This window comes from Leptotrichia sp. HSP-342 (assembly GCF_041199995.1).
GTDB lineage: Bacteria > Fusobacteriota > Fusobacteriia > Fusobacteriales > Leptotrichiaceae > Leptotrichia > Leptotrichia mesophila.
Genome location: NZ_CP165646.1, coordinates 2,103,536 through 2,128,883, shown reverse-complemented (window position 1 = coordinate 2,128,883; position 25,348 = coordinate 2,103,536). Strand labels below are relative to the sequence as shown.

At 31.7% G+C, this 25,348-nt stretch carries 19 protein-coding genes and 3 pseudogenes; 14 read left to right on the top strand and 8 right to left on the bottom strand.

Annotated elements, in window-relative coordinates; all coding sequences use genetic code 11:
* The first annotated feature begins 161 nt into the window (after positions 1–161).
* From AB8B23_RS10585 to upp, 9 genes are all read left to right on the top strand, one after another.
* Complete coding sequence (locus AB8B23_RS10585; protein ID WP_369712708.1) at positions 162–1,355, top strand: M50 family metallopeptidase; 1,194 nt, start codon at positions 162–164, stop codon at positions 1,353–1,355.
* Between the two features lie 17 nt (positions 1,356–1,372).
* Positions 1,373–3,016: an ABC1 kinase family protein gene (locus AB8B23_RS10580; protein ID WP_369712707.1), complete on the top strand. Its 1,644-nt coding sequence runs from the start codon at positions 1,373–1,375 to the stop codon at positions 3,014–3,016.
* Positions 3,017–3,086: 70 nt separating this feature from the next.
* Positions 3,087–3,758, top strand: coding sequence for a DUF1269 domain-containing protein (locus AB8B23_RS10575; RefSeq protein ID WP_369712705.1), 672 nt, complete (start codon positions 3,087–3,089; stop codon positions 3,756–3,758).
* 181 nt (positions 3,759–3,939) lie between these two features.
* A complete protein-coding gene (locus tag AB8B23_RS10570) occupies positions 3,940–4,566 on the top strand; it encodes a TetR/AcrR family transcriptional regulator (RefSeq protein WP_369712704.1) in 627 nt (208 codons plus the stop codon).
* Positions 4,567–4,588: 22 nt separating this feature from the next.
* Positions 4,589–5,863 (top strand): TolC family protein, encoded by a 1,275-nt coding sequence (locus AB8B23_RS10565; protein WP_369712703.1) that lies wholly within the window; start codon positions 4,589–4,591, stop codon positions 5,861–5,863.
* A gap of 59 nt (positions 5,864–5,922) precedes the next feature.
* On the top strand, positions 5,923–7,038 hold the full coding sequence (locus tag AB8B23_RS10560; RefSeq protein WP_369712702.1) for an efflux RND transporter periplasmic adaptor subunit: 1,116 nt from the start codon (positions 5,923–5,925) through the stop codon (positions 7,036–7,038).
* A 129-nt stretch (positions 7,039–7,167) separates the two neighbouring features.
* Positions 7,168–10,233 carry an efflux RND transporter permease subunit gene (locus tag AB8B23_RS10555; RefSeq protein ID WP_369712701.1) on the top strand — a complete coding sequence of 1,022 codons (3,066 nt, stop codon included), beginning with the start codon at positions 7,168–7,170 and terminating at the stop codon, positions 10,231–10,233.
* Between the two features lie 31 nt (positions 10,234–10,264).
* Positions 10,265–10,561, top strand: coding sequence for a PG0541 family transporter-associated protein (locus AB8B23_RS10550; protein ID WP_039888995.1), 297 nt, complete (start codon positions 10,265–10,267; stop codon positions 10,559–10,561).
* A 56-nt stretch (positions 10,562–10,617) separates the two neighbouring features.
* Positions 10,618–11,241 (top strand): uracil phosphoribosyltransferase, encoded by a 624-nt coding sequence (gene upp, locus AB8B23_RS10545; RefSeq protein WP_060918116.1) that lies wholly within the window; start codon positions 10,618–10,620, stop codon positions 11,239–11,241.
* 689 nt (positions 11,242–11,930) lie between these two features.
* On the opposite strand, the gene AB8B23_RS10540 is transcribed toward upp, so the two are convergent.
* The 5 genes from AB8B23_RS10540 to msrB form a co-directional block, all read right to left on the bottom strand.
* Positions 11,931–13,601, bottom strand: a complete 1,671-nt coding sequence (locus tag AB8B23_RS10540; RefSeq protein ID WP_369712700.1) for a sensor histidine kinase — start codon at positions 13,599–13,601, stop codon at positions 11,931–11,933.
* The gene (locus tag AB8B23_RS10535; RefSeq protein WP_369712699.1) at positions 13,598–14,380 is read right to left on the bottom strand and encodes a response regulator transcription factor; all 783 of its coding nucleotides are present in this window, start codon (positions 14,378–14,380) and stop codon (positions 13,598–13,600) included. Before AB8B23_RS10535 ends, AB8B23_RS10540 begins: the two co-directional genes overlap by 4 nt.
* Positions 14,381–14,851, bottom strand: coding sequence for a redoxin family protein (locus tag AB8B23_RS10530; RefSeq protein WP_369712698.1), 471 nt, complete (start codon positions 14,849–14,851; stop codon positions 14,381–14,383). It abuts the gene before it with no gap.
* Positions 14,852–14,977: 126 nt separating this feature from the next.
* Positions 14,978–15,616 (bottom strand): cytochrome c biogenesis protein CcdA, encoded by a 639-nt coding sequence (locus tag AB8B23_RS10525; RefSeq protein ID WP_369712697.1) that lies wholly within the window; start codon positions 15,614–15,616, stop codon positions 14,978–14,980.
* Positions 15,617–15,640: 24 nt separating this feature from the next.
* Entirely contained in the window at positions 15,641–16,720 is a 1,080-nt protein-coding gene (gene msrB, locus AB8B23_RS10520; RefSeq protein ID WP_369712696.1) for a peptide-methionine (R)-S-oxide reductase MsrB, read from the bottom strand.
* A 346-nt stretch (positions 16,721–17,066) separates the two neighbouring features.
* On the opposite strand from msrB, the gene AB8B23_RS10515 reads away from it, so the two are divergent.
* The 4 genes and pseudogenes from AB8B23_RS10515 (at position 17,067) to AB8B23_RS10500 (ending at position 22,740) form a co-directional block, all read left to right on the top strand.
* On the top strand, positions 17,067–18,002 hold the full coding sequence (locus tag AB8B23_RS10515; RefSeq protein ID WP_369712695.1) for a cell division protein FtsZ: 936 nt from the start codon (positions 17,067–17,069) through the stop codon (positions 18,000–18,002).
* Positions 18,003–18,238: 236 nt separating this feature from the next.
* Positions 18,239–19,816, top strand: a complete 1,578-nt coding sequence (locus tag AB8B23_RS10510) for an IS1182 family transposase (RefSeq protein ID WP_369712694.1) — start codon at positions 18,239–18,241, stop codon at positions 19,814–19,816.
* Between the two features lie 352 nt (positions 19,817–20,168).
* Positions 20,169–20,618 (top strand): annotated as a pseudogene (locus tag AB8B23_RS10505) (CopY/TcrY family copper transport repressor).
* A 19-nt stretch (positions 20,619–20,637) separates the two neighbouring features.
* Complete coding sequence (locus AB8B23_RS10500) at positions 20,638–22,740, top strand: heavy metal translocating P-type ATPase (RefSeq protein ID WP_018451026.1); 2,103 nt, start codon at positions 20,638–20,640, stop codon at positions 22,738–22,740.
* A 333-nt stretch (positions 22,741–23,073) separates the two neighbouring features.
* Here AB8B23_RS10500 and AB8B23_RS10495 read toward each other — a convergent pair.
* From AB8B23_RS10495 to AB8B23_RS10485, 3 genes and pseudogenes are all read right to left on the bottom strand, one after another.
* A pseudogene (locus tag AB8B23_RS10495) lies at positions 23,074–23,421 on the bottom strand (type IV secretory system conjugative DNA transfer family protein); the annotation flags it as partial.
* Entirely contained in the window at positions 23,418–23,903 is a 486-nt protein-coding gene (locus AB8B23_RS10490) for a PcfB family protein (protein WP_018451024.1), read from the bottom strand. The gene AB8B23_RS10490 and the pseudogene AB8B23_RS10495, both read right to left, overlap by 4 nt.
* Positions 23,903–24,367 (bottom strand): annotated as a pseudogene (locus AB8B23_RS10485) (DUF6017 domain-containing protein); the annotation flags it as partial. The pseudogene AB8B23_RS10485 and the gene AB8B23_RS10490, both read right to left, overlap by 1 nt.
* Positions 24,368–24,437: 70 nt before the next feature.
* Between AB8B23_RS10485 and AB8B23_RS10480 the strand changes: the two are divergent.
* Positions 24,438–25,286: a cell division protein FtsZ gene (locus AB8B23_RS10480; RefSeq protein ID WP_369712693.1), complete on the top strand. Its 849-nt coding sequence runs from the start codon at positions 24,438–24,440 to the stop codon at positions 25,284–25,286.
* Positions 25,287–25,348 lie beyond the last annotated feature (62 nt).

Here is a 25,348-nt window from a genome sequence, read left to right as displayed (position 1 = left end):
ATTGAGGATATTAAGTTAAGTTTTGAAATTTAGCTGCTTTTTTTGAGATGTTTTCTCATTTAAAGCAGTATTTTTTAATAAATTCATAAAGTGAAAAAGAAATTATCAATTAAAATAGTTTGAAATAAATATAAAAAAAAGAAAATTAGGAGAATAGATAAATGGGAATGGTTTTTACAATAGTAATTTTGGGATTAATTATATTTTTGCATGAATTGGGGCATTTCGCAACAGCTAAATATTTTGGGATGCCTGTTACTGAATTTGCGATTGGAATGGGGCCAAAGATTTTTTCGTTAAAAAAGAATGAGACGACTTATTCAATCAGAATTTTGCCTTTAGGAGGATTTGTTAATATTGAGGGAATGCAGCATGAAAGGTTCGATTTGGAAGTATTTAAGAAGGAAAAAATGGATGAGATTATTGAGGAATTGAAAAATGAAACAGGTAACAAAGATAATGAAATTGAAGATGAAAAATTTATTGATGAAGTAGAAAGAAGGCTTAGCAAGGTTGTAGAAAAGGAATTAAAGAGACAGGAAAATATTCAAAAAAATGGATTTTTTGCCAAGTCGCCGTTTAGCAGATTTGTTGTGCTGATTGCGGGAGTTGTGATGAACTTTATCTCTGCATTGGCAGTATTGTTTATAATTCTTTCAGTAGCAGGAGTGCTGCCGCCTAAATATTCTCAAGCTATAGTTGGAGGAGTTGAGCAAAGTTCAAAAGTAAATGGAAGATTGAAGGTAAATGATAAGATTTTGGCAATTAATGGTAAAAATATATCCAATTGGAGTGAAATGACAAAAAGAATTGGAGAAATTAGTAAAAATTATAAAAATGAAGATATAGCTCTAAAAATCTTGAGAGATAATAAGGAAATTACTGAAAATGTAAAATTAACTTATAACGAGGAAGTAAAAGGAAACATACTTGGAGTACATCTTTTAAGCCAAAAATCAACAATTGGAGAAAGAGTAAAAATTAGTTTTTCTATGTTTGGAGATTATTTTAAAATAACACTTGATGGTGTGAGAATGCTTATAACAGGAAAAGTGGCAATGAAGGAAATGACAGGGCCTGTAGGACTTCCTAAGATAGTTGGCGAGGCTTATGGGCAAGGAGGGATTTTTGCTATGCTTGGAGTATTTGTATTAATTTCCATAAATATTGGAATTATGAACTTGCTTCCAATTCCAGCGCTTGACGGGGGAAGGCTGATATTTGTCATTCCTGAATTTTTTGGAATAAAAGTAAATAAAAAAATAGAAGAAAAAATACATATGATTGGAATGATATTTTTACTTGTTTTGATGTTGGTTATTGTATTTTTTGATGTTACCAAGTATTTTCAATAAAGAGGAGAATAAATTAGATGGCAGATTTTATACAGAAGACAAAAAGGCTTGTAAAGCTTTCTTCAGTAATTGCTCAATATGGGTTTGATGAACTATTTAAAAGGGGAGACTTGGAAAAGTATATTCCTAGAAATATAAAAAGGAAATACAGCGACAAGATTGATGAAATAAATGCCTGTACTTTTTATGAAAGAATAAGAATGGCGATTGAGGAAATGGGGCCTGTATATGTAAAATTTGGGCAAATGTTAAGTAATCGAAAAGATATTTTGCCTGAAGAGATGCTTTTACAGCTTCAAAAATTACAAGATAATGTGGAGATTGAAGAAGTAGATGTAAGAAAAAAAATGAATCTCGAACTTGGAATAGAAGTAGATGATTATTTTTCTGAAATAGAGGAAGAACCAATGGCATCAGCTTCAATAGGGCAGGTGTTTAGAGGAAAATTAAAAAATGGGGAAAAAGTTGTTGTAAAGATTCAAAGAGAAAATATAAAGCCTGTAATTGAAGCAGATTTGGAAATTATGAAAAATCTTGCAAAAGCTTTGGAAAATTATTATGAAGAAATGAAAAAAATGAATATTGCAGATGTTGTGGAAAGTTTTGAAAAAATGCTCAATGAGGAGCTTTCACTTAGTAACGAGCTTCGTAATATAGAGCGTTTTGCAAATAATTTTAAAGGGGACGAGAGAATTCACGTTCCAATCGTATATAAACATCTTTCCAATAACCATATTCTTACAATGGAAATGATAGAAGGCTTTAAAATTACTGATAAGGAAAAAATAGTAGAAATAGGGAAAAAACCTGAAGAAGTTGCAAGAACTGGACTTGATTTGTATTTGGTACAGTTTTTAAAACACGGATTTTTTCATGCTGACCCTCATCCTGGCAATATTTTTATAAAGGAAAATGGGCAAATTGTATTTATTGATTTTGGTGCAATGGGAAGACTTTATCCAAATGAGCGAGAACTTTTAATAAATGTGATTATTTATTCATTGAAAAAAGATGTAAAAAAAATGATTGAAATTATACGTAAGCTGGCAATAAAATTTGAAGTTGCAGATGAAAGAAAGTTTGAACGTGAACTTTACGGATTGATTGAGATGGTGGACGGAAATTCATTGGAAAGTATAGATATTGTTACGATTTTTGAAAAGGCAAGGAAAATATTCAGCGATAACCAAATTCTGCTTTCTGAAGATATTTATCTGTTAATAAAGGGAATTGGTCAAATTGAAGGAATTGGACGGCATTTGGATCCAAGTCTTAATATAACGGGAATTATGCGGCCATATATGGATAAAATAGCAAGAGAGCGGATGAATCCAGTAAATATTTTTAAAAAGGGAACAGAAAAATTGGAAACATTTTCTGATAACTGGCTAACTTTACCTACAGATTTAAAAAATATTTTGGAAAAAATTCAAAAAAATGAATTAAAACATAAGCACGAAATAATTGGTTTTGAGAAATTTCAAAAGACTTTTGAGCAATTAGTACTAGCAATTATTATTTCATCAATATTTGTGGGTTCATCAATACTAGCTCTAGCAAACATTCCTCCAAAAATATTTGGAATTTCTGGATTGGGATTATTAGGATTTGTTATTGCAGGAATTATGGGAGTAAATTTATTTTTTAAAAGTAAAAAATAAGTACTGGCAAAATAAAAACTATTTTTTTAGGACTATAATTAGTCAATTTAAAAAATAAAGGAGAGTTGCCATGGAAAATAATGTTTTATTAGCAACATTTGAAAATCAGCTAAGCGCATTTGAGGTTCTGGCTGACATAAAGACAAAATATTCAGGGGAAAATTATGTAATTACTCAGGCTGCAGTTGTAAGAAAGGAAGACGATAAGCTGGGTTTCAAGGATGGATTCGAAGTAAATGCAAATGGAAATATAGGATTTTTAAACGGAGGGCTTCTTGGAGGTCTTATTGGAATTATCGGAGGTCCGTTGGGAGTTATTTTTGGTGGAGCAGTAGGAGCTATGATAGGCGAAAGTCAAGGTGAAAAGGCTGACAAGAAAATAATAAGCATATTTGAAGATGTTTCAAAACACCTTGTAAATAACCATTATGCATTGATTTTGTTAACTTCCGAATCAGGGAATACAGAACTGGATAATTTTTTGAATAAATACAATCCTGAAACAATCCTTCGAAAAGATGCCAAAGTTGTTCAGAAAGATTTAGAATTTGCAAAAGAATATGAATCAAAACTAAAAACAGATATCGAATATAAGGAATTAAAAGAAAAATTTGAAAGCAAGTCAAAAGAAGTAAAAGAAAATTTAGCTGATTTTTCAGAAAAGGTAAAAGCTAACGCAGAAGCATTTACAGAAGATTTGACAAAATTTGTATTAGATTTAAAAAATAAATTTAAGAATTAAAGAAGGCAGGGATAGAAAATTTTATCCCTGTTTTTAATTTTCAAGGAAAACAAATTTATGTTTTTTTTATTGAAAAATTTTAATTTATTTTTTAGAGCAAAAATGATTGACAAAATAGAAAAAACAGTATATTATATAAAAATGACTTACAGGTCAATTTTATTTGTTAGGTGGGAGACGCTTGGAAAAGAAGAAGAGTGCAAGAAGTCAGAAAAGAAAAAAGATAATAGATAAAGCATGGGAACTATTTGCAAAAAATGGATATGAGGAAACTAAGGTGGAAGACATTACGAAAGATCTAGGAATATCTAAAGGGAGTTTTTATACATATTTTGCAACTAAGGAAGAGCTGCTTTACGAAGTTTTAGAAAAAATAAAAAAGGAAATAATTGAAAATCTTGAAAATATAAATGTTGATCAAGTTCCAGAAAAGGTTTTAGAAGATTACGTAAAAGCTAAAATGAATTATGCTGTTAAAATTTTGAATAATATGAAGCTAAGAGCAGTTGAGAAATATTTAATTGATCCAAAATTAAGGATATTCTTTCAAGAACTGCAGGAAAAATCAACTGATTTTATAAAAATAAATATTGTTGAAAAATTTAACAGTAAAAATGGCAATAAATATAATACAGATGTTATATCAGAATTTATATTAATTTCAATAGAGGAATTTTTATATGATGAATTTGTCTTGAAAAATTTGGAAAAGATGAAAGATGATGACCTGATTAATATCCAAAATACAAGAAAAGTCGAAAATTCGTTGAAGGAAATAATAAAATTTATAAATAATGCATTAAAATAGGTTCAGGGAGGAAAAACAGAAAATGAAAAAAAATGGAAACAAAGTAGTAGTAACTGTACTGCTCCTATTGATGTCAATTCCAAATTTTGCACAAAAAATAACAATTCAGGAAGCGGCAGAAATGGCGGTAAAAAATAACAAGGATATAAAGATTGGGATGATGGAAGTTGATAGGGAGCAGATTGATGTGAATAAAAGTTGGAAACAGAGATTTTTCAAAGTAAGCTACAATGCTTCAGCAAATACTCATTTTAAGGATGTAATATTGAAAAGAACAGGAGAGTCATATCAGCAGTATCTGTCTCTTTCTCAACCACTTTTTACTGGCGGGAAATTAAAGATGGGAAATGAGATAAGTAAAGATAACCTGAAACTAGCAGAACTAAAGCTCGAAAAGACAAAAAAAGAGACAGTTTTAAGTACGGTGCAGGCATATATAGATGTGTACGAGGCAATAAGCACTCTTGGAGTACTGCAAAAGTCTAAGGAAGCTTTGGATGAAAATTATAAGATTCAAACTGAAAAGTATAACTTGAGAATGGTCACAAAGCCTGAATACAGGGAAGCTGAAAGAAGTGTGAAAGATATGGAAGCTCAGATTGTCCAGCAGCAGGGAAATATTGAAATTGCGAAGGAATCATTGGGAATATTGATAGGAATATCAAATCCAAGCAATATTGAAATTGTACCTTTTGGAGTGGAAGATAATTTTACAAAAAACATTGATTTGAAAAAGGATATGGAGAAATTGACAACACAGAATACAGAATATAAAATTGCACAAAAACAAATTGATATAAGCAGAAAAAATACAAAATTAGAAAAATCTAGTTTTTATCCGACAATTAATGGAACTATAAATTATGGATCATTAAATTCTGCAAACAGATTAAAGGACGTATTTAGAGTTAGAGATTTTTCATCGGCTGCAGGAGTAACTTTTAGCTGGGATATATTTGACTGGGGGAAAAGAAAAGAAGATGTAAAATATGCTAAAAAAACAGAGGAAATTGCGGAAGTAAAATCTGAACAAACATTGGATCAGGTAAGGGCAAATATGAGAAAAACATATTATCAGCTGCAAGCGCTTGAAAAAAGTTTGGAAGCATTGAAGGTGGCTGTGGAAAGTGCAGAAGAAACTTATGAACTGGAAAAGGAAAGATATAGCTATAACTTAATAACAATGAATAATTTACTTGATGCAGAGGCAAAATTGAGACAAAGCCGTGTAAATTATGCGACTTCAAAACTTAAGTATTATTATCTTGTGTCACAATACGGAGCATTTTTAGATTAATTTAAGTGAATATCTAGAATATTACAAAATACATTTGAAAACAGGAGGAAATATAAAAAATGAAATTATATAATAAAAAAATTATAATAGGACTAGCGATACTTACTATGTTTACTATATCTTGCGGGAAAAAGAAAAAAGCAGAAGTTGTCAATGCAAGACCTGTAAAAGTGCAAGTTATTGGACAAAACTCAATTTCTTTAGGATATACAGCAAGCGGTACTTTGAAGGGAATTGAGGAAGTACCGTATACAGCGACTTCATCAGGAGAGATAGTTGTCATAAATGCAAAAAATGGGGATAGTGTAAATGCTGGTCAGGTAATAGTGTCAATTGACAATCAGGCAGCAAGATCAAATGTAAGAAGTGCAGCTTCAAACGTGAATACAGCTTCGTCAAATATCAATTCAGCCGCAGCGGCATTGGAAGAAGCAAGAATTAATTATGAGAAGTACAGTATGCTTTATAACAAAAGGCTAGTAACTGAAACAGAGTATTTAAGCGCAAAAACTAATTATGATTCAGCAAGAGCGAATTTAAATGCTTCAAGAAACAGCTTGACATCAGCACGGGCAGAATTGGATACAGCAAATGACACAAATAGAAAATCCGTAATAAAAACAAATACAACAGGAACAATTTCAAATATGAATTTGGAACTTCATCAGCAAACTTCAGCAGGAAGTGCTTTATTTACTGTAGTAAATGAATCGGAAATGCAACTGGAAGTGGGAGTTTCACCAGAAGTAATAAATAAAATCCATGTAGGGACACAGGCAAAAGTAAAAGTTGACGAACTTCAAGGGGAAGAACTGGTAGGAACAGTTTATGAAGTCTCTGCCGCAGCAAGCAGTGCAACAAGACAATTTACTGTAAAAATTAAAATTCCTAATCCAGATAGAAGGCTAAAAAGTGGAATGTATGGAACAGCAAGTATAGATACTGGTGCTGAAAACGGAATAATTATCCCTAAAAAAGCCATTGTTGTAAGAGGGGTAGAGCAAGTTGTTTATATAGTTCAAAATGGTAAGGCTATTGCTATTCCTATAAAAATTACAAATCAAAATCAGGATTATGCAGCAGTTACAGGAAATGGATTAACAAGTGGAGTAGAATTAATAGTAGACGGACAAAATGTTGTGCAATCTAATGAAGCAGTTAGAAAAGTGCAATAATTTTTACTATTGATGACGAAATTAATATTTTTTATAATCAGTCAGACAGATTTTGAAAGTTTAATTTTTCTAGATTTGTTTGACTGTATTTATAAAAACAGAAGCAAAAATAAAATTAAGGAGAAAAAAATGACAATAGCAGATTTTGCAACGAAAAGAGTTGTTTCTACAACAATGATATTAGTATTTATGGTCTTTTCAGGTGTTGTAGCAATGCGGTCAATGAAGCAGGAATTGATACCAGATTTTAATTTTCCGCTGGTAGCTGTTAATACAACGTGGACTGGAGCAGCTTCTGAGGATGTTAAGACTCAGATTTCAAAAAAGATAGAAGATGCGGCACTTAATGTTGACGGTATTAAAAATATTTCTACAAGTTCAACTTATGGAAGTTCAAGTGTAATGATAGAATTTAACTTTGGTACAGATACGGATATAAAGCAAGTACAGATTCAATCTGAAATTGATAAAATAAAACAGGATTTGCCCTCTGATGCCAATGATCCAGTAGTTTCAAAATTAAATACTTCTGGTGGAAATTCGGATATGGCGATGATGATTGCGATAAGAGGAGCAGATCAGGCGATAATTACTTCATTTATAGAGGAAACACTAGAACCAAGGCTTAAAAGAAACAGAGGAGTTGGAAACATATCAGTATTTGGTAATGCTACAAGACAGATAAAGGTAAGGCTAGATCCATATAGATTGCAGGCATACAATTTATCTCCAAGTGAAATATATTCTAAAATTAAGGCGGCTCATACAATTGTACCAGGAGGAACAGTAAAAGACGGATCAAAAGAATTTATCTTAAGGGTTGATGGTGAATTAAAGCAGCTGGATCAAATACAGAATATTATTATTTCAAACAATAATAATCAGACAATAAGATTAAGCGATGTTGCAAATGTTGAATATGGAACAAAAGATAAAACTTCTTATTCTAAATATGATGGGCAAGATATGGTTTCTGTTGTAATTCAAAAAAGTAAAGATGGAAATCTAGTTGAAATTGCAAATATTGCAAAAAAAGAATTGGAAAATATGAAACCGTTATTTCCATCGGGTTCAAAGTATGAAATAATAGTTGATAACAGTATAAGGGTAAAAGATGCGATTTCCAATGTAACAAATAATGGTTTACAGGCATTAGTAATAACAGTAATTGTCTTATTGGTGTTTCTAAAGGATTTAAGAGCCTCGCTTGTGGTTGGAATGTCAATTCCAATATCTGCTGCCTTTACTTTCTTCCTTTTAAATACACAAGGAATCTCACTAAACTTAATTTCACTTATGGGTCTTGCACTTGCGATAGGATCGCTGGTTGATAATGCGGTTGTTACGCTAGATAACATATTTGATCATATTCAGATTAATAAAGAGCCAGCACTTGTTGCGGCGGTACGTGGAACAAATGAAGTAATAGTTCCAATGATCGCTTCAACGGCAACATCAGTTTGCGTATTCTTGCCAATTGTATTATTTCCAGGTTTTGCAAAGGAAGTGTTTGCAGGAATTTCGCTCTCAATGATGTTCGCGCTGTCAACTTCGATTGTTGTAGCAATGCTGTTTATTCCAATGGCATCAAGCCTTTTCTTAAATATTGAAAAAATATCAGGAGCGGCAGGGAAAGCACATAGATTTAATGCGTTTAGAGATAAATATAAAGAGCTTGTAAAGCAGGCTTTGGAATATAGAAAAGCAGTTATAATCGGAGTAATTGTACTATTTTTTGTAGTTGTTTTTGGACTTGGAAAAACTGTAAAAACAGGATTTTTCCCAACAATTGACAACGATGAGTATTCGGTAGTTGCACAGCTGTCTACAGGACTAGATGTAGAAGTGGCACACGAAATTTCTAAGCAGATGGAACAGATTGTAAAAGAAGATCCTGCTACAAAAAATTATACTACTATAGTAAATGCTCAGGCGGCAATAGTCAATGTCGATGTAAAAAAAGACACCATGAAGGCTATGGAAAGAATGCGTCAAAAAATGAGCGATATTCCAAATGTTACAATTGCTGTTTCTCCGTCAAAAGCTGGAGGACGTTCTGTTTCAAAAGATTATTCATTCCAAGTGGAAGGGGATAATGCTGAAGAAATCAACAGAATTGCCAATGCGATTATGGCAGATATGAAACAACAGACATGGTTTAAAGATGTAAAATCATCATCAGAAGGTGGATACCCTCAGGCACAACTTGAAGTAAACAGAGTAAAGGCTGAAAGTTATGGGCTAAGTGTTACAGATATAACTAGAATGCTAAATCAAACTGTCTTAGGAGTAGATCCGATAGAAATTACTGAAAATACAGAAACATTAAAAGTTTATATGGAATTTGAAGAGCAGTATAAAAATTCACTTGACAAAATACTGAATATAATGATAAAAACAAATGGAGGACAATTTGTAAGATTAGGAGACATCGCCACAATGAAACAGGTGGAAGGTGCGGCTTCAATAGAAACTTACAATGGTGCTCAAATTGTAACAGTAGGAGCAAATCTTGATAAATCAAAAGGTCTGAATGATGCGGCAAAATTTGTAAATGAATCATTTAAAAAGACAAATCCTGCATCAGGATATAAAATAGCTCCAGCAGGAAATGCCCAAAGTCAGCAGGAAATGGGTGGAGAAATTATGAATGCCCTTATCCTTTCGGTAGCACTTATTTATGTTGTCTTGGCAATACAGCTGGAATCATTTGTTTTACCGCTAATAATGATGTTGGCATTGCCGTTGTCGATGATTGGAGTAATGTTTGGACTGGCTGTAACAAGAATACAGCTGAGCATGTTTGTTATGATTGGTATTCTAATGCTGTTTGGTATGGCGGTTAATAATGCGATTGTATTACTGGATTTTGTATCAAGTTTGCGACAAAAAGGGATGGAAATTCGTGAGGCCCTTGTGGAAGCGGCAGGTTCACGGCTTCGTCCGATACTTATGACAACGCTTACAACGGTGCTTGGATGGATTCCAATGGTATTTTCAAGCAAGGGAAGTTCGGGTTATTATCAAGGAATGGCGGTAGCAGTAATGTTTGGACTTTCATTCTGTACATTGCTGACATTATTCTTTATACCCGTGGCTTATTCCATAGTTGAGGAAAGAAAAGAAAAAAAACAAAAAGCAAAAGAAGAAGCAAGAAAAGCTAAAAAAATGGCTGAAAGATCGCAAAATAAATAATAATAAACTTTAAAGAAAAGGAGGTGTTTTCTTGAAGAGGGTAGAAATATATTTTGATTCTTACTTTATGGATAAAATAAAAGAGGAAATGCGTGAATATGGAATTGAGCAATATACAATAATTCCACAAGTTTACAGCCGTTGGAGCAAAACATTAAAACATTTTAACAGCCACGTCTGGCCAGGGACTGACAGCGTTCTTGTAACATATCTGGAAGATGAGCAGGCAAATGAAATTATGCGGCTTATTAAAATTATGAAAATCGATTTAGGAAAGTCAATTTCAATGGGAGCGGCACTTTTACCAGTAGACGATATTATTTTGTAAAAAATATGAATTTAAAAAAAATAGTTTGAGTATAAAAAAGAACGGAGTGATTATTAATGGCAGTTTTTGAATTGAAACATCCACTAATTGAACATAAACTTTCAAATTTGAGAAATAAACATACAGATACTAAACTTTTTAGGGAAAGCTTAAACGAAATAGCGGGACTTATGGTTTATGAAGCAACAAAACATTTGCCGCTCAAGGAGATTGAAACAGAAACTCCTATTCAGAAAACCACTACAAAAGTTCTGGATAAACCAATAACATTAGTTCCCATCCTAAGAGCAGGACTTGGAATGATAGATGGAATATTGCAGCTTCTTCCAAATGCAAAAGTAGGTCATCTGGGAGTTTACAGAAACGAAGAAACCTTAGAGCCAGTCTACTATTACGCAAAAATGCCCACAAACGTTGTCGAGAGCCAAGTTTTCGTAGTAGATCCAATGCTTGCAACAGGTGGTTCAATGATTTACACACTTGATTATTTGAAAGAAAAAGGCGTAAAAAATATAACTGTGCTTTGTATCATTGGTGCTCCTGAAGGAATAAAGAAATTTACTGAAAAACATCCCGATGTTGACTTATACATTGCGGCAATTGATGATGGACTTAATGAAAATGCGTATATCTATCCAGGATTGGGAGATGCAGGAGATAGAATATTTGGAACAAAATAGTAAAATGGATTTTTTAGGAAAATGCTCTAATTAAAACAATTAGGGTATTTTTTGATTAATAAATATTTTTCCATATTACTATGTTTTTTCTTTTTTATTTTTGTAGGATTGCTCATTGCCGCAAATCCTTATCTTGCAGTAAAAGTTTATCCTGAGAATTAAAATGTATGGCAAGATTGCTACGCAACACCTATGGCTAGACTCCGACTTTTATTTGTCTACCTCCGAAACTCCTCCTTGCAGTCGTCAAACAGTCGTAGCTGAACAAATAAAAGCTCCGTCGGTTTATTAAAAGAAAAAATTATATTTTAATTATTTTGAAATACTAGGTTTTTATTATTATATTGGAAAAGTTTGTAATAAATTTCTTATTTAAACGAAGTTTAGTATAATAATAATTTTTCTTCTTCCAAAGCAAAAAGAAGCAGAATCTCAAAAATTCCACTTCTTCACATAATGATTTATTAATAACTATTTCCATTTCCATCTTCACAAAAAGATATTTCTATAACACCTTCTTCCGCTTCTTGCTCTATCTTTCTCATGTTCTGCCCATCTTGAAGGACTAAAAAGTTAGCAACTTATTGTAGTTAGAGCAAATTACAATCAAAAACGACTTCTTCATATTTATCATCTCCATTATACAATTTTATTGTTATTTTTTAAATGAAGTTTAGTAGGAGAATACATTATAAACTTGATTTAAAAGGAATTTTTATAATTACTTCTGCTCCTTTGGTTTTGTTGTCTTTATTTATAAATACGCCATAATTTTTGCCATAATAGAATTTTATTCTTTTATCGACATTTTGGGTTCCTACACCGCCAGTTTTGCTTTTTTTGAACTGTTTGGCTTTTTCGAAGCCTATTCCGTTGTCTTTGACTGAGATATTGACAGTGCTGTTTTCTCTGTAAACGTCTATTGTGATGATTCCGTTTCCAGAAAGGTTTTTTATTCCATGATAGATGGAGTTTTCTACAATTGGCTGGATTATGATTTTTGGAACTTCGATGGAAAGAAGGCTTTCATCTTCTATGTTGAAAAAATAGGAAAGTTTGTCTTCGTATCTTTGCTTTTGTATGAATAAATATTCTTTAGTGTGCATAATTTCATCTTTTAACGGTATTTTTTCGTGTCCGTTGCTAAGGGAGAGCCTAAAATAGTTTGCAAGTGATTTTGTAATGCTGATTACTTTTTCATTGTCTTCAAATTCTGCCATCCAAATGATAGTATCTAGCGTGTTATACAGAAAATGTGGATTAATCTGGCTGTGAAGAGCCTTTATTTCATATTCCCGCAAATATTTTATTTTTTCAACCATTACATTAAAATGTTCTACAAGGTTCTGAATTTCATAGCCTGTTTTTTCACTTAAATGAAATTCCCGTAGATTATTTTCAAAGTTTTGCATATGATTTTCCAGTTTTATTAAAGGCTTTAGAATCTTTGTTATTACGATAAATGTAATAATGGAAGAAAAAGCTAATGAAACTAGGAAAATAATGATAACTATGTGGGAAAAATTTTTCTTTAAGGTAACTAAGTCATTTGTGTTTGCAAGGCTTCTTAAATTCCAGTTTGTATTTTCAATCTGTGTTTCATATAAATATGTATCTTTATTTTTATTCTTTTCTGAAAACTTTGCAAGGCACTTTTTATCAGCAAAGCATTTCACATCTTTGTAGTAAATAATATTGTTGTTTTTGTCTACTATAATATTGTCGATTTGTTTTCCAAAAGAAATGGAATTTAAATATCTTTCAAGAATTTCATATTTAATGTCAAAAACAATAACACCAAGATTTTCTCCCTTTGAATTTTTTATGTCCCGACTGATTGAAAGAAACCAGAGAGTTGAATTCATAGAGGAGGTGGAATTTTTTCTGCTGGGATTAAAAACTGGCATGTCTGAATTATTTATAGCATCGACATACCATTTTTCCTTCATCATATTTTCTGATATTTTCATATCATTATTTTTGTCACTGGATACAATGTTACCATTTTTCCCGATTACAGTAATATTTTTAATTCCTTTATTACTATCAAGAATAGAATAAATCATTTTTTCAATGCTCTTTTTTGAATCTTCATTTCCTGATATTAAAAAATTTCTAACATCGGCATCAACAGACAAGAGATTAATTATATTTTTCAATTTATCTGCATAGAGTGTAATATAACGGGATGTGCTTATAACATTTTCGTTAGTATACTCAATTTCCTTGTTCATTATGATGTATTTTGAAGTATAGTAAAAAATACTGCTTAAAAAAAGTACAAACAGAAGATTTCCAATAATATAATAAAAAAACAGCTGAAGCAGCATCGAGTTTTTCATAGTTCTTTTTAATTTCATAGTTTCTTCAGCACACTTTTCTTAAATTCTTTCGGCGTCATTCCAAAAGTTTTTTTAAATTTTGAATTGAAATAATTAAAGTTTTCCATTCCTACAAGCTCCCCAATTTGATAATTTTTCAGATCTGTTGTCAAAAGCAGCAGCTTTGCCTTTTCCATCCGCATATTATTCAAATAGTCCTGAAAAGGAATACCAAACAAATTTTTAAAAAGTGAACTCAAATATCCAGAAGACAAATTCATTTCGTCCGCCAGAGAATTTAAGTTAAAGGAAACATCACTGTATTTTTCTTCAATTTTTTTTGTTAAAATATCTTTATACTTGCTATGAGAAATATTTTTATCAGATTTCTCAGCTTGGCTAATTTTGTTAATAATTTTTCTTGCTTCGTTATATTTTTTATCTTCTTCCAGCTTATAGATAAGTTTTGAAATTATCTCATTTATATCTGTCTTTGAAACAGGTTTTAAAATATAGTCTTCAACTCCGATTTTTAAAGCCTTTTGAGCATATTCAAAATAGTCGTATCCAGAAATAATGGCTATTTTAACATCACTTTTCAGCTCTTTCATCTCCTCGGCAAGAGTTAGCCCATTTTTAAAGGGAATATTTATATCCAGCAAGACAAGGTCAGGCAAGACTTCAGAAAAAGTCTTAAAGGCAGAATTACCATCTTCTGCCTCATAAACATCACTTATCTTATATTTTTCAAAATCAATAAAGGTTTTAATACCTCTTCTTATAATCGGTTCATCATCAATTATTAAAATACTATACACTTATTTAACAGCTCCTTTGATTTGTGCGGCTGTCAGATGTCCCGGCAAAGTTTTAACAATATTCAAGTTCCCATCCAGTATAATGTTTGAAGGATATCCCAAAACTTTTGCCCTTTTTAGCACTTCCCCCTTTTCATCCAGCAATACAGTAGTATTTTTGTAATTAAGCCCTTTATACCACTGAATAAATTTGGCTGTAGGTTTTTCTCCTTTTTGTCCTGGAGAAGCAATTGTTATAACTGTAAAATTTTTACTTTTATCTGCACTTAAAGAATTAATTTCGCTTAATCCTGAAAGACAGATAGGACACCATGAAGCCCACATTTTAATATATATTTTTTTCCCTTTGTACTTGTTAAGGGAAACAGGTTTATTATTAATGTCCTTTAACTGAACTCCCTGCAGTGTATTTCCGAATGAAATCGCTCCAAAACTTAATAAAGTTGCAATTGCTACAATTAATTTTTTCATAAAAATTACTTCCTTTCTGTATTATATCAAATTTAAAATATTTTTTGTAATTATTTTTTTAAATTATTTTGATTACTAATTGTTTTATAAAATTTAAAAAATTATAATTTTTAAAAAATAAAATTATTAAAACTTATTCATTATTAGCAAAACTCCCATAAATATAATTAGAAATCCTCCAAAGATTTTAAAATAGTTTGTGTATTGATTTAAAGCTCGTACTTTTTTTAGCAATTCCTGAGAGAAAAAGGAAAATAGAACAAATGGAGTGGCAAGTCCTAAGACGTATATAAACATCATTAACCCTCCATAGACTGCAGATCCTTTTTCTCCTGCAAGAGTAAGTACTGAGGCAAGAATAGGGCCTACACATGGAGTCCATCCTAGACTAAATGTCAGTCCTAGCAAAAAAGCCTGTAATGAAGAATTTTTCCCAATTAAATCCAAATTTACAGATTTATTTTTTTCTAAAAAGTTAAATTTTAAGATGCCTGTCTGATGTAATCCCAGTATTATTACAATTATTCCTGCCAAAACTTTAATAGTGTCATTAAAGAAAATTCCCGTAAGGAAACTAAAACTAAAGCCAATGCTTACAAAAGTAAGTGAAAGTCCTAAAATAAATAAAAAGGTATTAAGTACAGTTTTTTTTCCTTTGCTTAAAATTCCCAAATATACAGGAACGATTGGAAGAATGCATGGAGATAGAAAACTTGCTACCCCTCCTAAAAATACGCTTCCTACCAGTAATGGCTGATTAAACATAAGTTATCTCCTATCTTGTTCATTTTATTGAACTAATTTTATTAAATATCCGTAATGCTCTTTTTCCATATCTTTTAATGGGATAAATTTAATTGAAGCACTGTTTATGCAATAACGAAGCCCGCCTTTGTCTTTAGGTCCATCATCAAAAACGTGTCCCAAGTGGGCTTTTCCACTTCGACTAAGCACTTCTGTCCTTACCATATTAAAACTTGTATCATTTGCATAAGTTACGACATCTTTTGAAATAGGTTTTGTAAAACTTGGCCAGCCACAGCCAGAATCATATTTATCCTTTGAAGAAAATAATGGCTCTCCTGTCGTTATATCCACATAAATTCCAGCTTCATGATTGTCCCAGTACTCATTTGAAAAAGAATGTTCAGTATTTTTTTTCTGTGTAACGCTGTATTGAAGTGGAGTAAGCCGTTTTTTCAATTCTTCATCACCTGGTTTTGGATAATCTTTTGGATCAATGATAACTTCATCTGCTTTAGTAATATCAATGTGGCAATATCCGTTAGGATTTTTTCTTAAATAGTCCTGATGGTATTCTTCTGCGAGAATATAATTTTTCAAAGGCTGAACTTCAACTTGAATTTTATCTGTATATTTTTTCTGCTCTTCTTCAATTTCCTGTAAAATAATTTCTTTATCTTTAGGATTAGTATAATAAATCCCTGTTCTGTATTGTCTGCCTCTATCATTTCCCTGCTGATTAATGCTAGTAGGATCTACAACTTGAAAATAATATTTAAGCAGTTTGCTCAAAGAAATTTTGTTTGCGTCATATTTTACGTGAACTGTTTCTGCGTGATCCGTTGATGCGACAATGTTGTAACTCGTTTTTTCAGTTTTCCCATTCGCATAGCCAACTGTAGCATCCTTTACCCCGTCAATTCTTTCCATATATGCCTCAAGTCCCCAGAAACAGCCACCAGCAAGATAGATTTCCCTGATGTTTTCGTTTCCTGCCTGAATCATATTTTCTTTTTTTGTTTTATTTTCATTTCTGTTTTTACGATTTTTATTTTTATTTGACAATACTACTGAAAATAAAGCTAAAGATAGTATTAAAAATAATAGTAGACTTCTCGATTTCATAAAACCGCCTCCCGATTTATATTTAAATATTTTTTGTATCTACAAGAATAGTATAGCCCAAAAATTGATAAAAAAAAATGAAATATAGTAATATTTTTCTATAATTTTATAATATTTGTTTATTTAATAATCAAATTTGATATAATTTTAAAAAAGTGTTAAGTTAAAATATAAAATCAATATTTTTAAAATAAAAAATAAAGGGTCTTGTGATATATTAAAGAACTGTGATTAATAAACAGATTAAAGAAAAATATTAATAAATAGTGTCTTGAAATATAGATTATCTAGGAGGAAAAATAGTGGGTAACATCACTTGTAGGAACACAGAGGTCGGGGGACTGATATGAAAAACACATTAAATGGTGTAAAAGTAAAAATAGTGGCTTTGGGAAAAACAGGAAGTAATGTAATAAATAAAATGATATTAAATAACATTGTAAAAGCTGACTTTATAGCGATAGACACGGAAAAGTTGAATTTAGATAGTTCAAAAGCTCCGAAAAAAATATTTGTGTCATCAATAACTTCATTTGAAGCAATGGAGGATTTAAGAAAACAAACAGAAAAAGAATTTCAAAATGCAGATATGGTGTTTATAATAGCTGAAATGGGAGAAAAAACAGGAACTCTGCTTTCACCAGCTGTGGCAGAAATTGCAAAATCTATGAATATACTAACTGTTGCAATAGTGTCAAAGCCTTTTGATTTTGAAAACCGGAATAAGATAAAACTTGCTAAAAAGGGAAAGGAAAGATTAAAACATTTCGCGGATACTATAATAGTCATTCCATATCAAAGATTAAATGATTTATACGTAAATCTTCCAATTGCAAATATCTATGAAAAAGGAGAAAAAGCCTTTGTAACAATTGTAAAGGGAATATTGGACTTAATAAAAAAACAGGGGATTGTAAATTTGGACTTTGCAGACATTAAATCTATATTGCAAAATTCAGGCAAAACAGTATTAGGTTTTGGAAAAGCAGATGGAGAGGACAGAGCAAAGAAGGCGGTAGAACAGGCATTAAATACCCCACTTTTAGAACGTTCAATAAAAGGTGCAGGAAAAATACTAATGAACATAACCTCAGGAAATGACATACGGCTTGAAGAAATTAGCCAAATTGCCACAGCAGTAGCCACAAGTACCGAAAATCCAGATTTATTTCTCGCATGGGGAACAGTCTTTGAAGAAACTGAATTTGAAAATTCTGAAGATTTTGAACAAAAAGGGAGCTGTGTAAAAGTATATTTGATTGCAACAGATTTTCGCAATTAATAAAAATAATTTAAAAATTTATAAATAAAAAAAGAAAAAAATTGACTAATTAATTAGATATGATATAATTACATTGAAAGAAAAAGTTTAAAAACAGGTGTTCCACTACCTTAAAATGAAGCAACTTTAAATGCAAAGGGCTGTCTCAAAATGGTTAAAATTTTGAGTTCAGCTTCTTTTTTTCTGAAAAAAGAAAAAACCGAGATAAAATCTCGGCAAAATGGTATAATTGAATTATGACAAAAAACAATAACCATTCAACTAATTCTACTACATTTTTTCCAAATTATCAATTGTTTTTGCCTATGGATATTGGAGTGAATATCTCTGAATCATCGCCTGTTAGAGTAATTAGCAAATTATTGGAGGGATTAGACTATAGATATTTAATGCAAGCATACTCTAAAAATAAAGGCCGTAAGCATAAAATTGAAGCTGATAAAATGTTTTTTATCATTGCATATGCCATGTTTGACAGTGTCAGTACTACTAGAGCTATTGAGAAAAATTGTAGGGAAAATATTAATTACATGTGGATCTTAAGGAGAAGCTCTGCCCCTGATCATAACACAGTTGCCAGATTTATTTCCAGCTGTAAAATAGAAATTGAAGATCTGTTCTATCAGCTGATAAATAAATTAATCGAATTAAATGAAATTGATTTGGAAAATGTATTTATTGACGGTACGAAAATTGAAGCCAATGCAAATAGATATACATTTGTATGGAAGAAGGCAGTTAACAAATTTTATGAAAAATTAAAAATTAAGGTAAATGATTTCTGGCATTCATTTAATGAAAATAACAGTACTGAATTTAACGATATCTATGAAATAGAAAAACATCTGGAAAAAGAAATCTTAGATAAGAATATTGAATTTGTTTATGGAAAGGGAGTCCGTAAAACTCAACAGCAGAGAGATTACGAAACTGTAACTTCCTACATAGCAAAGGAAAATGAGTATAGTATGCATCTTAAAATTTGTGGTAATAGAAACAGTTACTCTAAAACAGATAAGGATGCAACGTTTATGAGAATGAAGGAAGACTACATGAAAAATGGTCAGCTGAAACCGGCATATAATTTACAGATAGGCGTAAATTCTGAATATATTGTGGGCCTGGATTTGTTTCCTAATCCTACAGATGTAAGAACACTTATTCCATTTTTATCAGTATTGGAAAGTAAAAACTTAAAATTTAGAAATATTGTTGCAGATGCAGGATATGAAAGTGAAGAAAACTATGAATATCTTTTTAATAATAATTATACTCCATATATAAAGCCACAAAATTATGAAAAGCAGAAAACCCGAAAATTTAAACATGATATTTCTAAGGTGGAAAACATGTCATTTAATGAAGAAACGGATACATATACGTGTGCAAATAATCAAAAACTTGAGTTTAAGTATACGTCAAAACAAAAAAATAGAAGTGGATATATATCAGAAAAGAAAGTATATGAATGCAATAACTGTGAAGGATGCCCTTTTGCAGTAAAATGTAAAAGTACATCTCATAACAAAAAACTTTATGTAGCAGATAATTTTTTAAGATTTAGAAAACAGTCACAGGAAAATATAGCAACAGAAAAAGGAATAATGCTTAGAGTGAATAGGAGTATTCAGGTTGAAGGGGCATTTGGAGTGTTAAAACAGAACATGAACTTTAAACGTTTTAAATACCGTGAAAGATCTAAAACTAAAGTTGAAGTTTTACTATTTGCTATTGGATATAATTTAAGAAAATATGTTCATAAAAAAGTTCAAGGACGTGAAGGCATGAAACTTCATAAATTAGCTATTAACTAAGTTTTAAGAAAGATAAGGTTCTCTAATTTTTTAGTGCAATTTTTCTTTGATTAGAAAAAATTCTAATCAGATAACTGTAAAAAATTTAGAGAGCTTTTAATTTGAACAAAAAAATAGAAGCTGAACTCAAAATTTTAACCATTTTGAGACAGCCCCTTTAAATAAAGAACAATTTTCTAACCTTGTTCAATATAGGAAAAACTATGAAAATTATTATGGAAAAGAAGTGGAGAGATAAAAAGCTATAAGCGTTGCTTACATTTATTAAAAAGACTTGACACAATTCGTTTACAATGGTATACTTATTTTGAGCATGTTCGTTTACATCTGTAGACAATTAGGGGAAAGGAGAATGAGTACAATAGAATTTAATACTCATATTACAGATGCAGAATGGGAAGTCATGCGTGTAGTTTGGGCAAATGATCGAGTAACTAGTAAAAAAATCATTTCCGTATTGAAAGAAAAAATGGATTGAACACAATCCACTATCAAAACGATCTTAGGTCGATTAGTTGAAAAAGGCGTACTAAATACAGAGCAAGAAGGTAGAAAGTTTATTTACACTGCCAATATTGAAGAGAAAGAAGCTGTAAGGGATTATGTAGAAGATATTTTTAACCGTATTTGCAATAAGAAAGTCGGAAATGTAATAGGAAGCATCATTGAAGATCATGTTTTAAGCTTCGATGATATAGATCGACTAGAAAAAATATTAGAGATGAAAAAATCTTTCGCATTAGAAGAAGTGGATTGCAATTGTCCAGAAGGACAATGCGAATGTCATTTACATCATCATTAAGTATAAGGAGGAATTTAAAATGAATAATGACAACAGATATTCGTCTCATAATCACCATGATTATGACGACATGGATAAGTTAAAACACGAGCATGGAATCACAGATGAACATGGAGACCATAAGGATAAAAATCAAGAACATCATGCTGGGCATGATCATAGCGGGCACAGTGGGCATGCCCACCATCATCACGGAAGCTTTAAGGAACTTTTCTTAAAGTCATTGCCACTAGGAATCATTATTATGCTCTTAGTCCCTTTGCATGGATTTGAACTACCATTCCAGTTTACTTTTCCATATTCTGATATTGTAGTAGCTATTTTATCTACTATATTAATTATTTATGGTGGACGTCCATTCTATCAAGGTGCAGTTGACGAATTTAAACAAAAAAAACCTGGAATGATGGCACTCGTTTCTTTAGGTTTAAGTGTTTCATATTTATACAGTATTTATGCTGTGATCATTACCTACGTAACGGGTGAACACGTGATGGACTTTTTCTTTGAATTTGCTTCATTACTATTAATCATGCTATTAGGTCACTGGATTGAGATGAAAGCTATTGGAGAAGCAGGAGACGCACAAGCAGAATTGGCTAAGTTAGTGCCGAAAGATGCTCACGTTGTATTAGAAGACGATTCAATTGAAACACGACCAGTTGCTGACTTAAAGGTAGGTGATTTAATTCGTGTTCAAGCCGGAGAAAATGTGCCAGCAGACGGGATTATCGAGCGTGGCGAATCACGTTTAAATGAAGCTCTTTTGACTGGAGAATCAAAAGCAGTTAAAAAAGGCCCTGGCGATGAAGTAATAGGGGGCTCAACAAATGGAGAAGGGGTACTTTATATTAAAGTGCTTGAGACAGGTGATCAATCCTTTATCTCTCAAGTACAGACTTTAATTAGCCAAGCTCAAAGTCAGCCTTCCAGGGCAGAAAGTATTGCGCAAAAGGTTGCAGGGTGGCTCTTCTATATTGCTGTTATTGTCGCGCTAATTGCTTTTGTAGTGTGGATGATTATTGGAGATATCCCAACGGCAGTTATATTTACTATTACTACATTAGTTATTGCTTGTCCGCACGCATTGGGTCTGGCTATTCCATTGGTAACCGCCCGTAGCACAAGCTTAGGAGCTAGCCGTGGCTTACTAGTAAAAGACCGCCAAGCCTTAGAAATAGCTCAAGATGCAGATGTGATGATTTTAGATAAAACGGGTACTTTAACAACTGGTGAATTTAAAGTATTAGATGTAAAACTTCTTAATGACAAATATACAAAAGAGGAAATCATTGCCTTATTGGCAGGTATTGAAGGAGGATCTAGCCACCCAATTGCTCAATCAATTATAAGTTTCGCCGAGCAGCAAAATATACGTCCAGCATCTTTTGATTCGATTGATGTGATTTCCGGTTCTGGAGTAGAGGGTAAAGCAGGTGGGCACCGTTACCAATTAATCAGTCAAAAAGCCTATGGACGTAATCTTGATATGGATACTCCAAAAGGAGCAACTCTTAGTGTCTTAGTAGAAAACGATGATGCCATTGGTGCTGTAGCTTTAGGGGACGAATTAAAACCAACGAGTAAAGAGTTAATTAAAGCTCTTAAAAAGAACAATATTCGACCAATTATGGCAACAGGTGATAATGAAAAAGCGGCTCAAGGCGCGGCAGTAGATTTAGGGATTGAATATAGATCAAATCAATCTCCACAAGACAAATATGAGTTAGTTAAAACACTTAAAGATGAAGGAAAGAAAGTTATCATGGTAGGTGATGGTGTAAATGATGCTCCTTCTCTTGCCTTAGCAGATGTTGGTATAGCTATAGGTGCTGGAACTCAAGTTGCGTTGGATTCAGCTGATGTCATATTGACTCAATCCGATCCAGGAGATATTGAATCATTCATTGAATTAGCACACAAAACAACTCGTAAAATGAAACAAAACCTATTTTGGGGAGCTGGTTATAACTTTATAGCTATCCCTCTAGCTGCAGGAATTTTAGCTCCTATTGGTATCACATTAAGCCCTGCATTAGGAGCAATCCTAATGTCTGTGTCAACAGTCATCGTCGCCATTAATGCTATGTTATTAAGTTTAGATCCAAAAAATAACGGTTAACAGATCGAATGATTGAAACTCCTTAAAGTATCAAGATACAATAGTTTTACAGGAGAAAAAGAGATGTAAGTACTGGCTCTTTGTAAAATCATGTTGGTAGAAGTAGACGATTTTTCTACCAACACGATTTTTAATTTATTATAGAACTGATTTCTTTTAAAATCCTAAAAGCCACCTATTTCGACAGTTTTATAGCTTGTTATTCTATTTTCTTGACAATAATACTACCGTCTCCACATGGCTTGAGTGGTCAGTATGGATAAAATTTAATATTTTAAGGAAGCCTCGTATTTGGGAATATGTCCATTCATTACTTTATTATAAACCACTCTAAATATCTTTTGTCGTTCCCCATCTTGCTGATCCATACTCTTTACCTTGCCTAAACTTTTTTGCATTTTTACCTTTGGTATAGACAACAAACTTAATTAAAGCAGCTACTCCCACGCCCATTAAAATATCAGTTGGATGAATACTCGGAATAAAGCTCATGGTGTTAAGCTCTAATATTCCCTGAAAGATTTTGTCTATCACATCGCCACCAGTATATGCTCTTACATGGTGAGAAAAAATATTACCAACATAGAAAAATGCAAGATAGGGAATGTTCTGCTTGAAAAACTTTGCCTTATCTTGCACCTTAAATAAGCATTTGATGTCCTTTAGTATCTTATCTATCATAGGCCCTGCTCCTTTTGTTTATTCTTGACTTTATCTCTAGAAATAGTATTCTTAGCCATCTCTTTAAATTTCTCTATGTTTTTATGAATTGACTCCTTATTTTTCTCTTTCTTTTCAATATTTGAAAGCACATTTTGAAAAGCTTTATTCATAACTTTTGTATCTTTTGCTTGGAAGAATACAGCATGTGTACCTGTTTCCTTATCTTGCATCACTGAGAATTTAACACCATGTTTATTCAATTCTTTTTTTAGTTCTTTTAATTCACCATCTTTAACATTGATTTCTTCAAGCTGACCTTTCTTAACCATATCTTTGAGTTTTACTTCATTTCCCTCCGCCTTGATAAGTTTATCTAAGCCACCATGTTGTTTTGATCTCTGTTGTAACTTCTTTACTTGGCTTAAGATTTCTTGATAAGTTGCCTTTAATACATTAACTTCAATGTTAACTACTCTATTAGAAATTTCTTCATTTATCATCAGTAACCTCCTACCCTCATATCATAACTAACAAGTGCTGTATAATAGGCATCCATATTGCTTGGCGCATTATATGCTGCCGTTAAAATAAAAGCTCTTACATTTCTTATTTTCGATTCGTTCTCTGATAAAGCATTTACAAGATACTCCATATGCAAAGAATCTAATTCTCTAAATCTCTCTTGAACAACATATGCTGGTAATTTTGTTTGATTTATTGTGACTGTATCTTCTGCATTCAATACCATAACATCAGCTAAAACTTTTATTATTTCATCAAAGGTTTTAGCAACAATCTTATTACCTAGCTTCATGTGTTCGTTATATCCTGTACTTTCTCTTAATTCTTCTAAACAAGATTTATATGATTTTATTTTTTTACGTCCATCCTCCATTCCATCCCTTAAATAAAATATATCTTTTTCATAGATGGGTAGGTGGGAGGAATTCTCTGTAGAAATATATATAGAATGTATTTGGTAAAAATATGTTAAAATCTGGAAAAAGAAAACTTTATATATAAAGGAGAAAAATATGGACGGTGTTGGAATAAAAGTTATTGGAATTGGTACGGTGGGAAATGATGTCTTGAATAAGATGATGAAAAAAGAGATTGCGGAAGTTGAATTTGTGGGAATTGATGCAAATCAAGGGAATTTGGATAAACTGAATGTAGGATCAAAAATATTGGCTTCTGAAGATTTAAGTGAAAAAGTGCAGAGTACATTCAAAAATACAGATTTAGTATTTATTTTGACAGAAATGTCGGAAAAGAAGAATAACGAAATAGCCTGCATTGTTTCAGAAGTTGCAAAAACAATGGGAATATTGACAGTGATTGTAGTTGCTACATCAATTAATTCAAATGGAGAAGCTGAAGAAATCAAGAAATTAGAAGAAGTTTCTGATACTGTTATAGTTTTGCCTCTTAAAAAATTAATGAAAGCAGATTCTAGTGCAACTTTTGATAAATTATTTGAAAAAAGAGATAAAATTTTTATAAAAAATATAGAATTTATAACAAATCTAATAAAAAAACAAGGGATAGTGAATCTTGATTTTGATGATGTAAAAATAATGCTAAGAAATTCAGGGGAAGGCATAACAGCATTTGGTAAAGGTGAAGGTCAGGATAAGGTAAAACTTGCTACAGAACAAATAACAAACAGCCCTTTTACAAAAAATATTCCAAAAGCGAGAAAGATACTGTTAAGCATTACAGCAGGACCAGACATTGGATTAACGGATTTACAGGAAATAACTATGATTATAAATGAAAAATTTGGAGCAGACCAAACAAATATACTATGGGGATACATTATGGATGTGGAGCTTGAAGATAAAATTGAAGTGAAAATGCTGATAACGGATTTCTCTAAATAAATGTATATAAAATGATACTAAAGTTGAAGTATTTATTATAGAAAAAAGTAAATATGAAAAAT

Excerpts from the sequence above, each read along its gene's own strand:
- AB8B23_RS10480 (WP_369712693.1), top strand. The coding sequence starts at position 24,438 with ATGGACGGTGTTGGAATAAAAGTTATTGGAATTGGTACGGTGGGAAAT.
- AB8B23_RS10565 (WP_369712703.1), top strand. The coding sequence starts at position 4,589 with ATGAAAAAAAATGGAAACAAAGTAGTAGTAACTGTACTGCTCCTATTG.
- AB8B23_RS10585 (WP_369712708.1), top strand. The coding sequence starts at position 162 with ATGGGAATGGTTTTTACAATAGTAATTTTGGGATTAATTATATTTTTG.
- AB8B23_RS10525 (WP_369712697.1), bottom strand. The coding sequence starts at position 15,616 with ATGTTTAATCAGCCATTACTGGTAGGAAGCGTATTTTTAGGAGGGGTA.
- AB8B23_RS10515 (WP_369712695.1), top strand. The coding sequence starts at position 17,067 with ATGAAAAACACATTAAATGGTGTAAAAGTAAAAATAGTGGCTTTGGGA.
- AB8B23_RS10500 (WP_018451026.1), top strand. The coding sequence starts at position 20,638 with ATGAATAATGACAACAGATATTCGTCTCATAATCACCATGATTATGAC.
- AB8B23_RS10575 (WP_369712705.1), top strand. The coding sequence starts at position 3,087 with ATGGAAAATAATGTTTTATTAGCAACATTTGAAAATCAGCTAAGCGCA.
- AB8B23_RS10510 (WP_369712694.1), top strand. The coding sequence starts at position 18,239 with ATGACAAAAAACAATAACCATTCAACTAATTCTACTACATTTTTTCCA.
- AB8B23_RS10580 (WP_369712707.1), top strand. The coding sequence starts at position 1,373 with ATGGCAGATTTTATACAGAAGACAAAAAGGCTTGTAAAGCTTTCTTCA.
- msrB (WP_369712696.1), bottom strand. The coding sequence starts at position 16,720 with ATGAAATCGAGAAGTCTACTATTATTTTTAATACTATCTTTAGCTTTA.
- upp (WP_060918116.1), top strand. The coding sequence starts at position 10,618 with ATGGCAGTTTTTGAATTGAAACATCCACTAATTGAACATAAACTTTCA.
- AB8B23_RS10530 (WP_369712698.1), bottom strand. The coding sequence starts at position 14,851 with ATGAAAAAATTAATTGTAGCAATTGCAACTTTATTAAGTTTTGGAGCG.
- AB8B23_RS10555 (WP_369712701.1), top strand. The coding sequence starts at position 7,168 with ATGACAATAGCAGATTTTGCAACGAAAAGAGTTGTTTCTACAACAATG.
- AB8B23_RS10540 (WP_369712700.1), bottom strand. The coding sequence starts at position 13,601 with ATGAAATTAAAAAGAACTATGAAAAACTCGATGCTGCTTCAGCTGTTT.
- AB8B23_RS10560 (WP_369712702.1), top strand. The coding sequence starts at position 5,923 with ATGAAATTATATAATAAAAAAATTATAATAGGACTAGCGATACTTACT.
- AB8B23_RS10490 (WP_018451024.1), bottom strand. The coding sequence starts at position 23,903 with ATGATAAATGAAGAAATTTCTAATAGAGTAGTTAACATTGAAGTTAAT.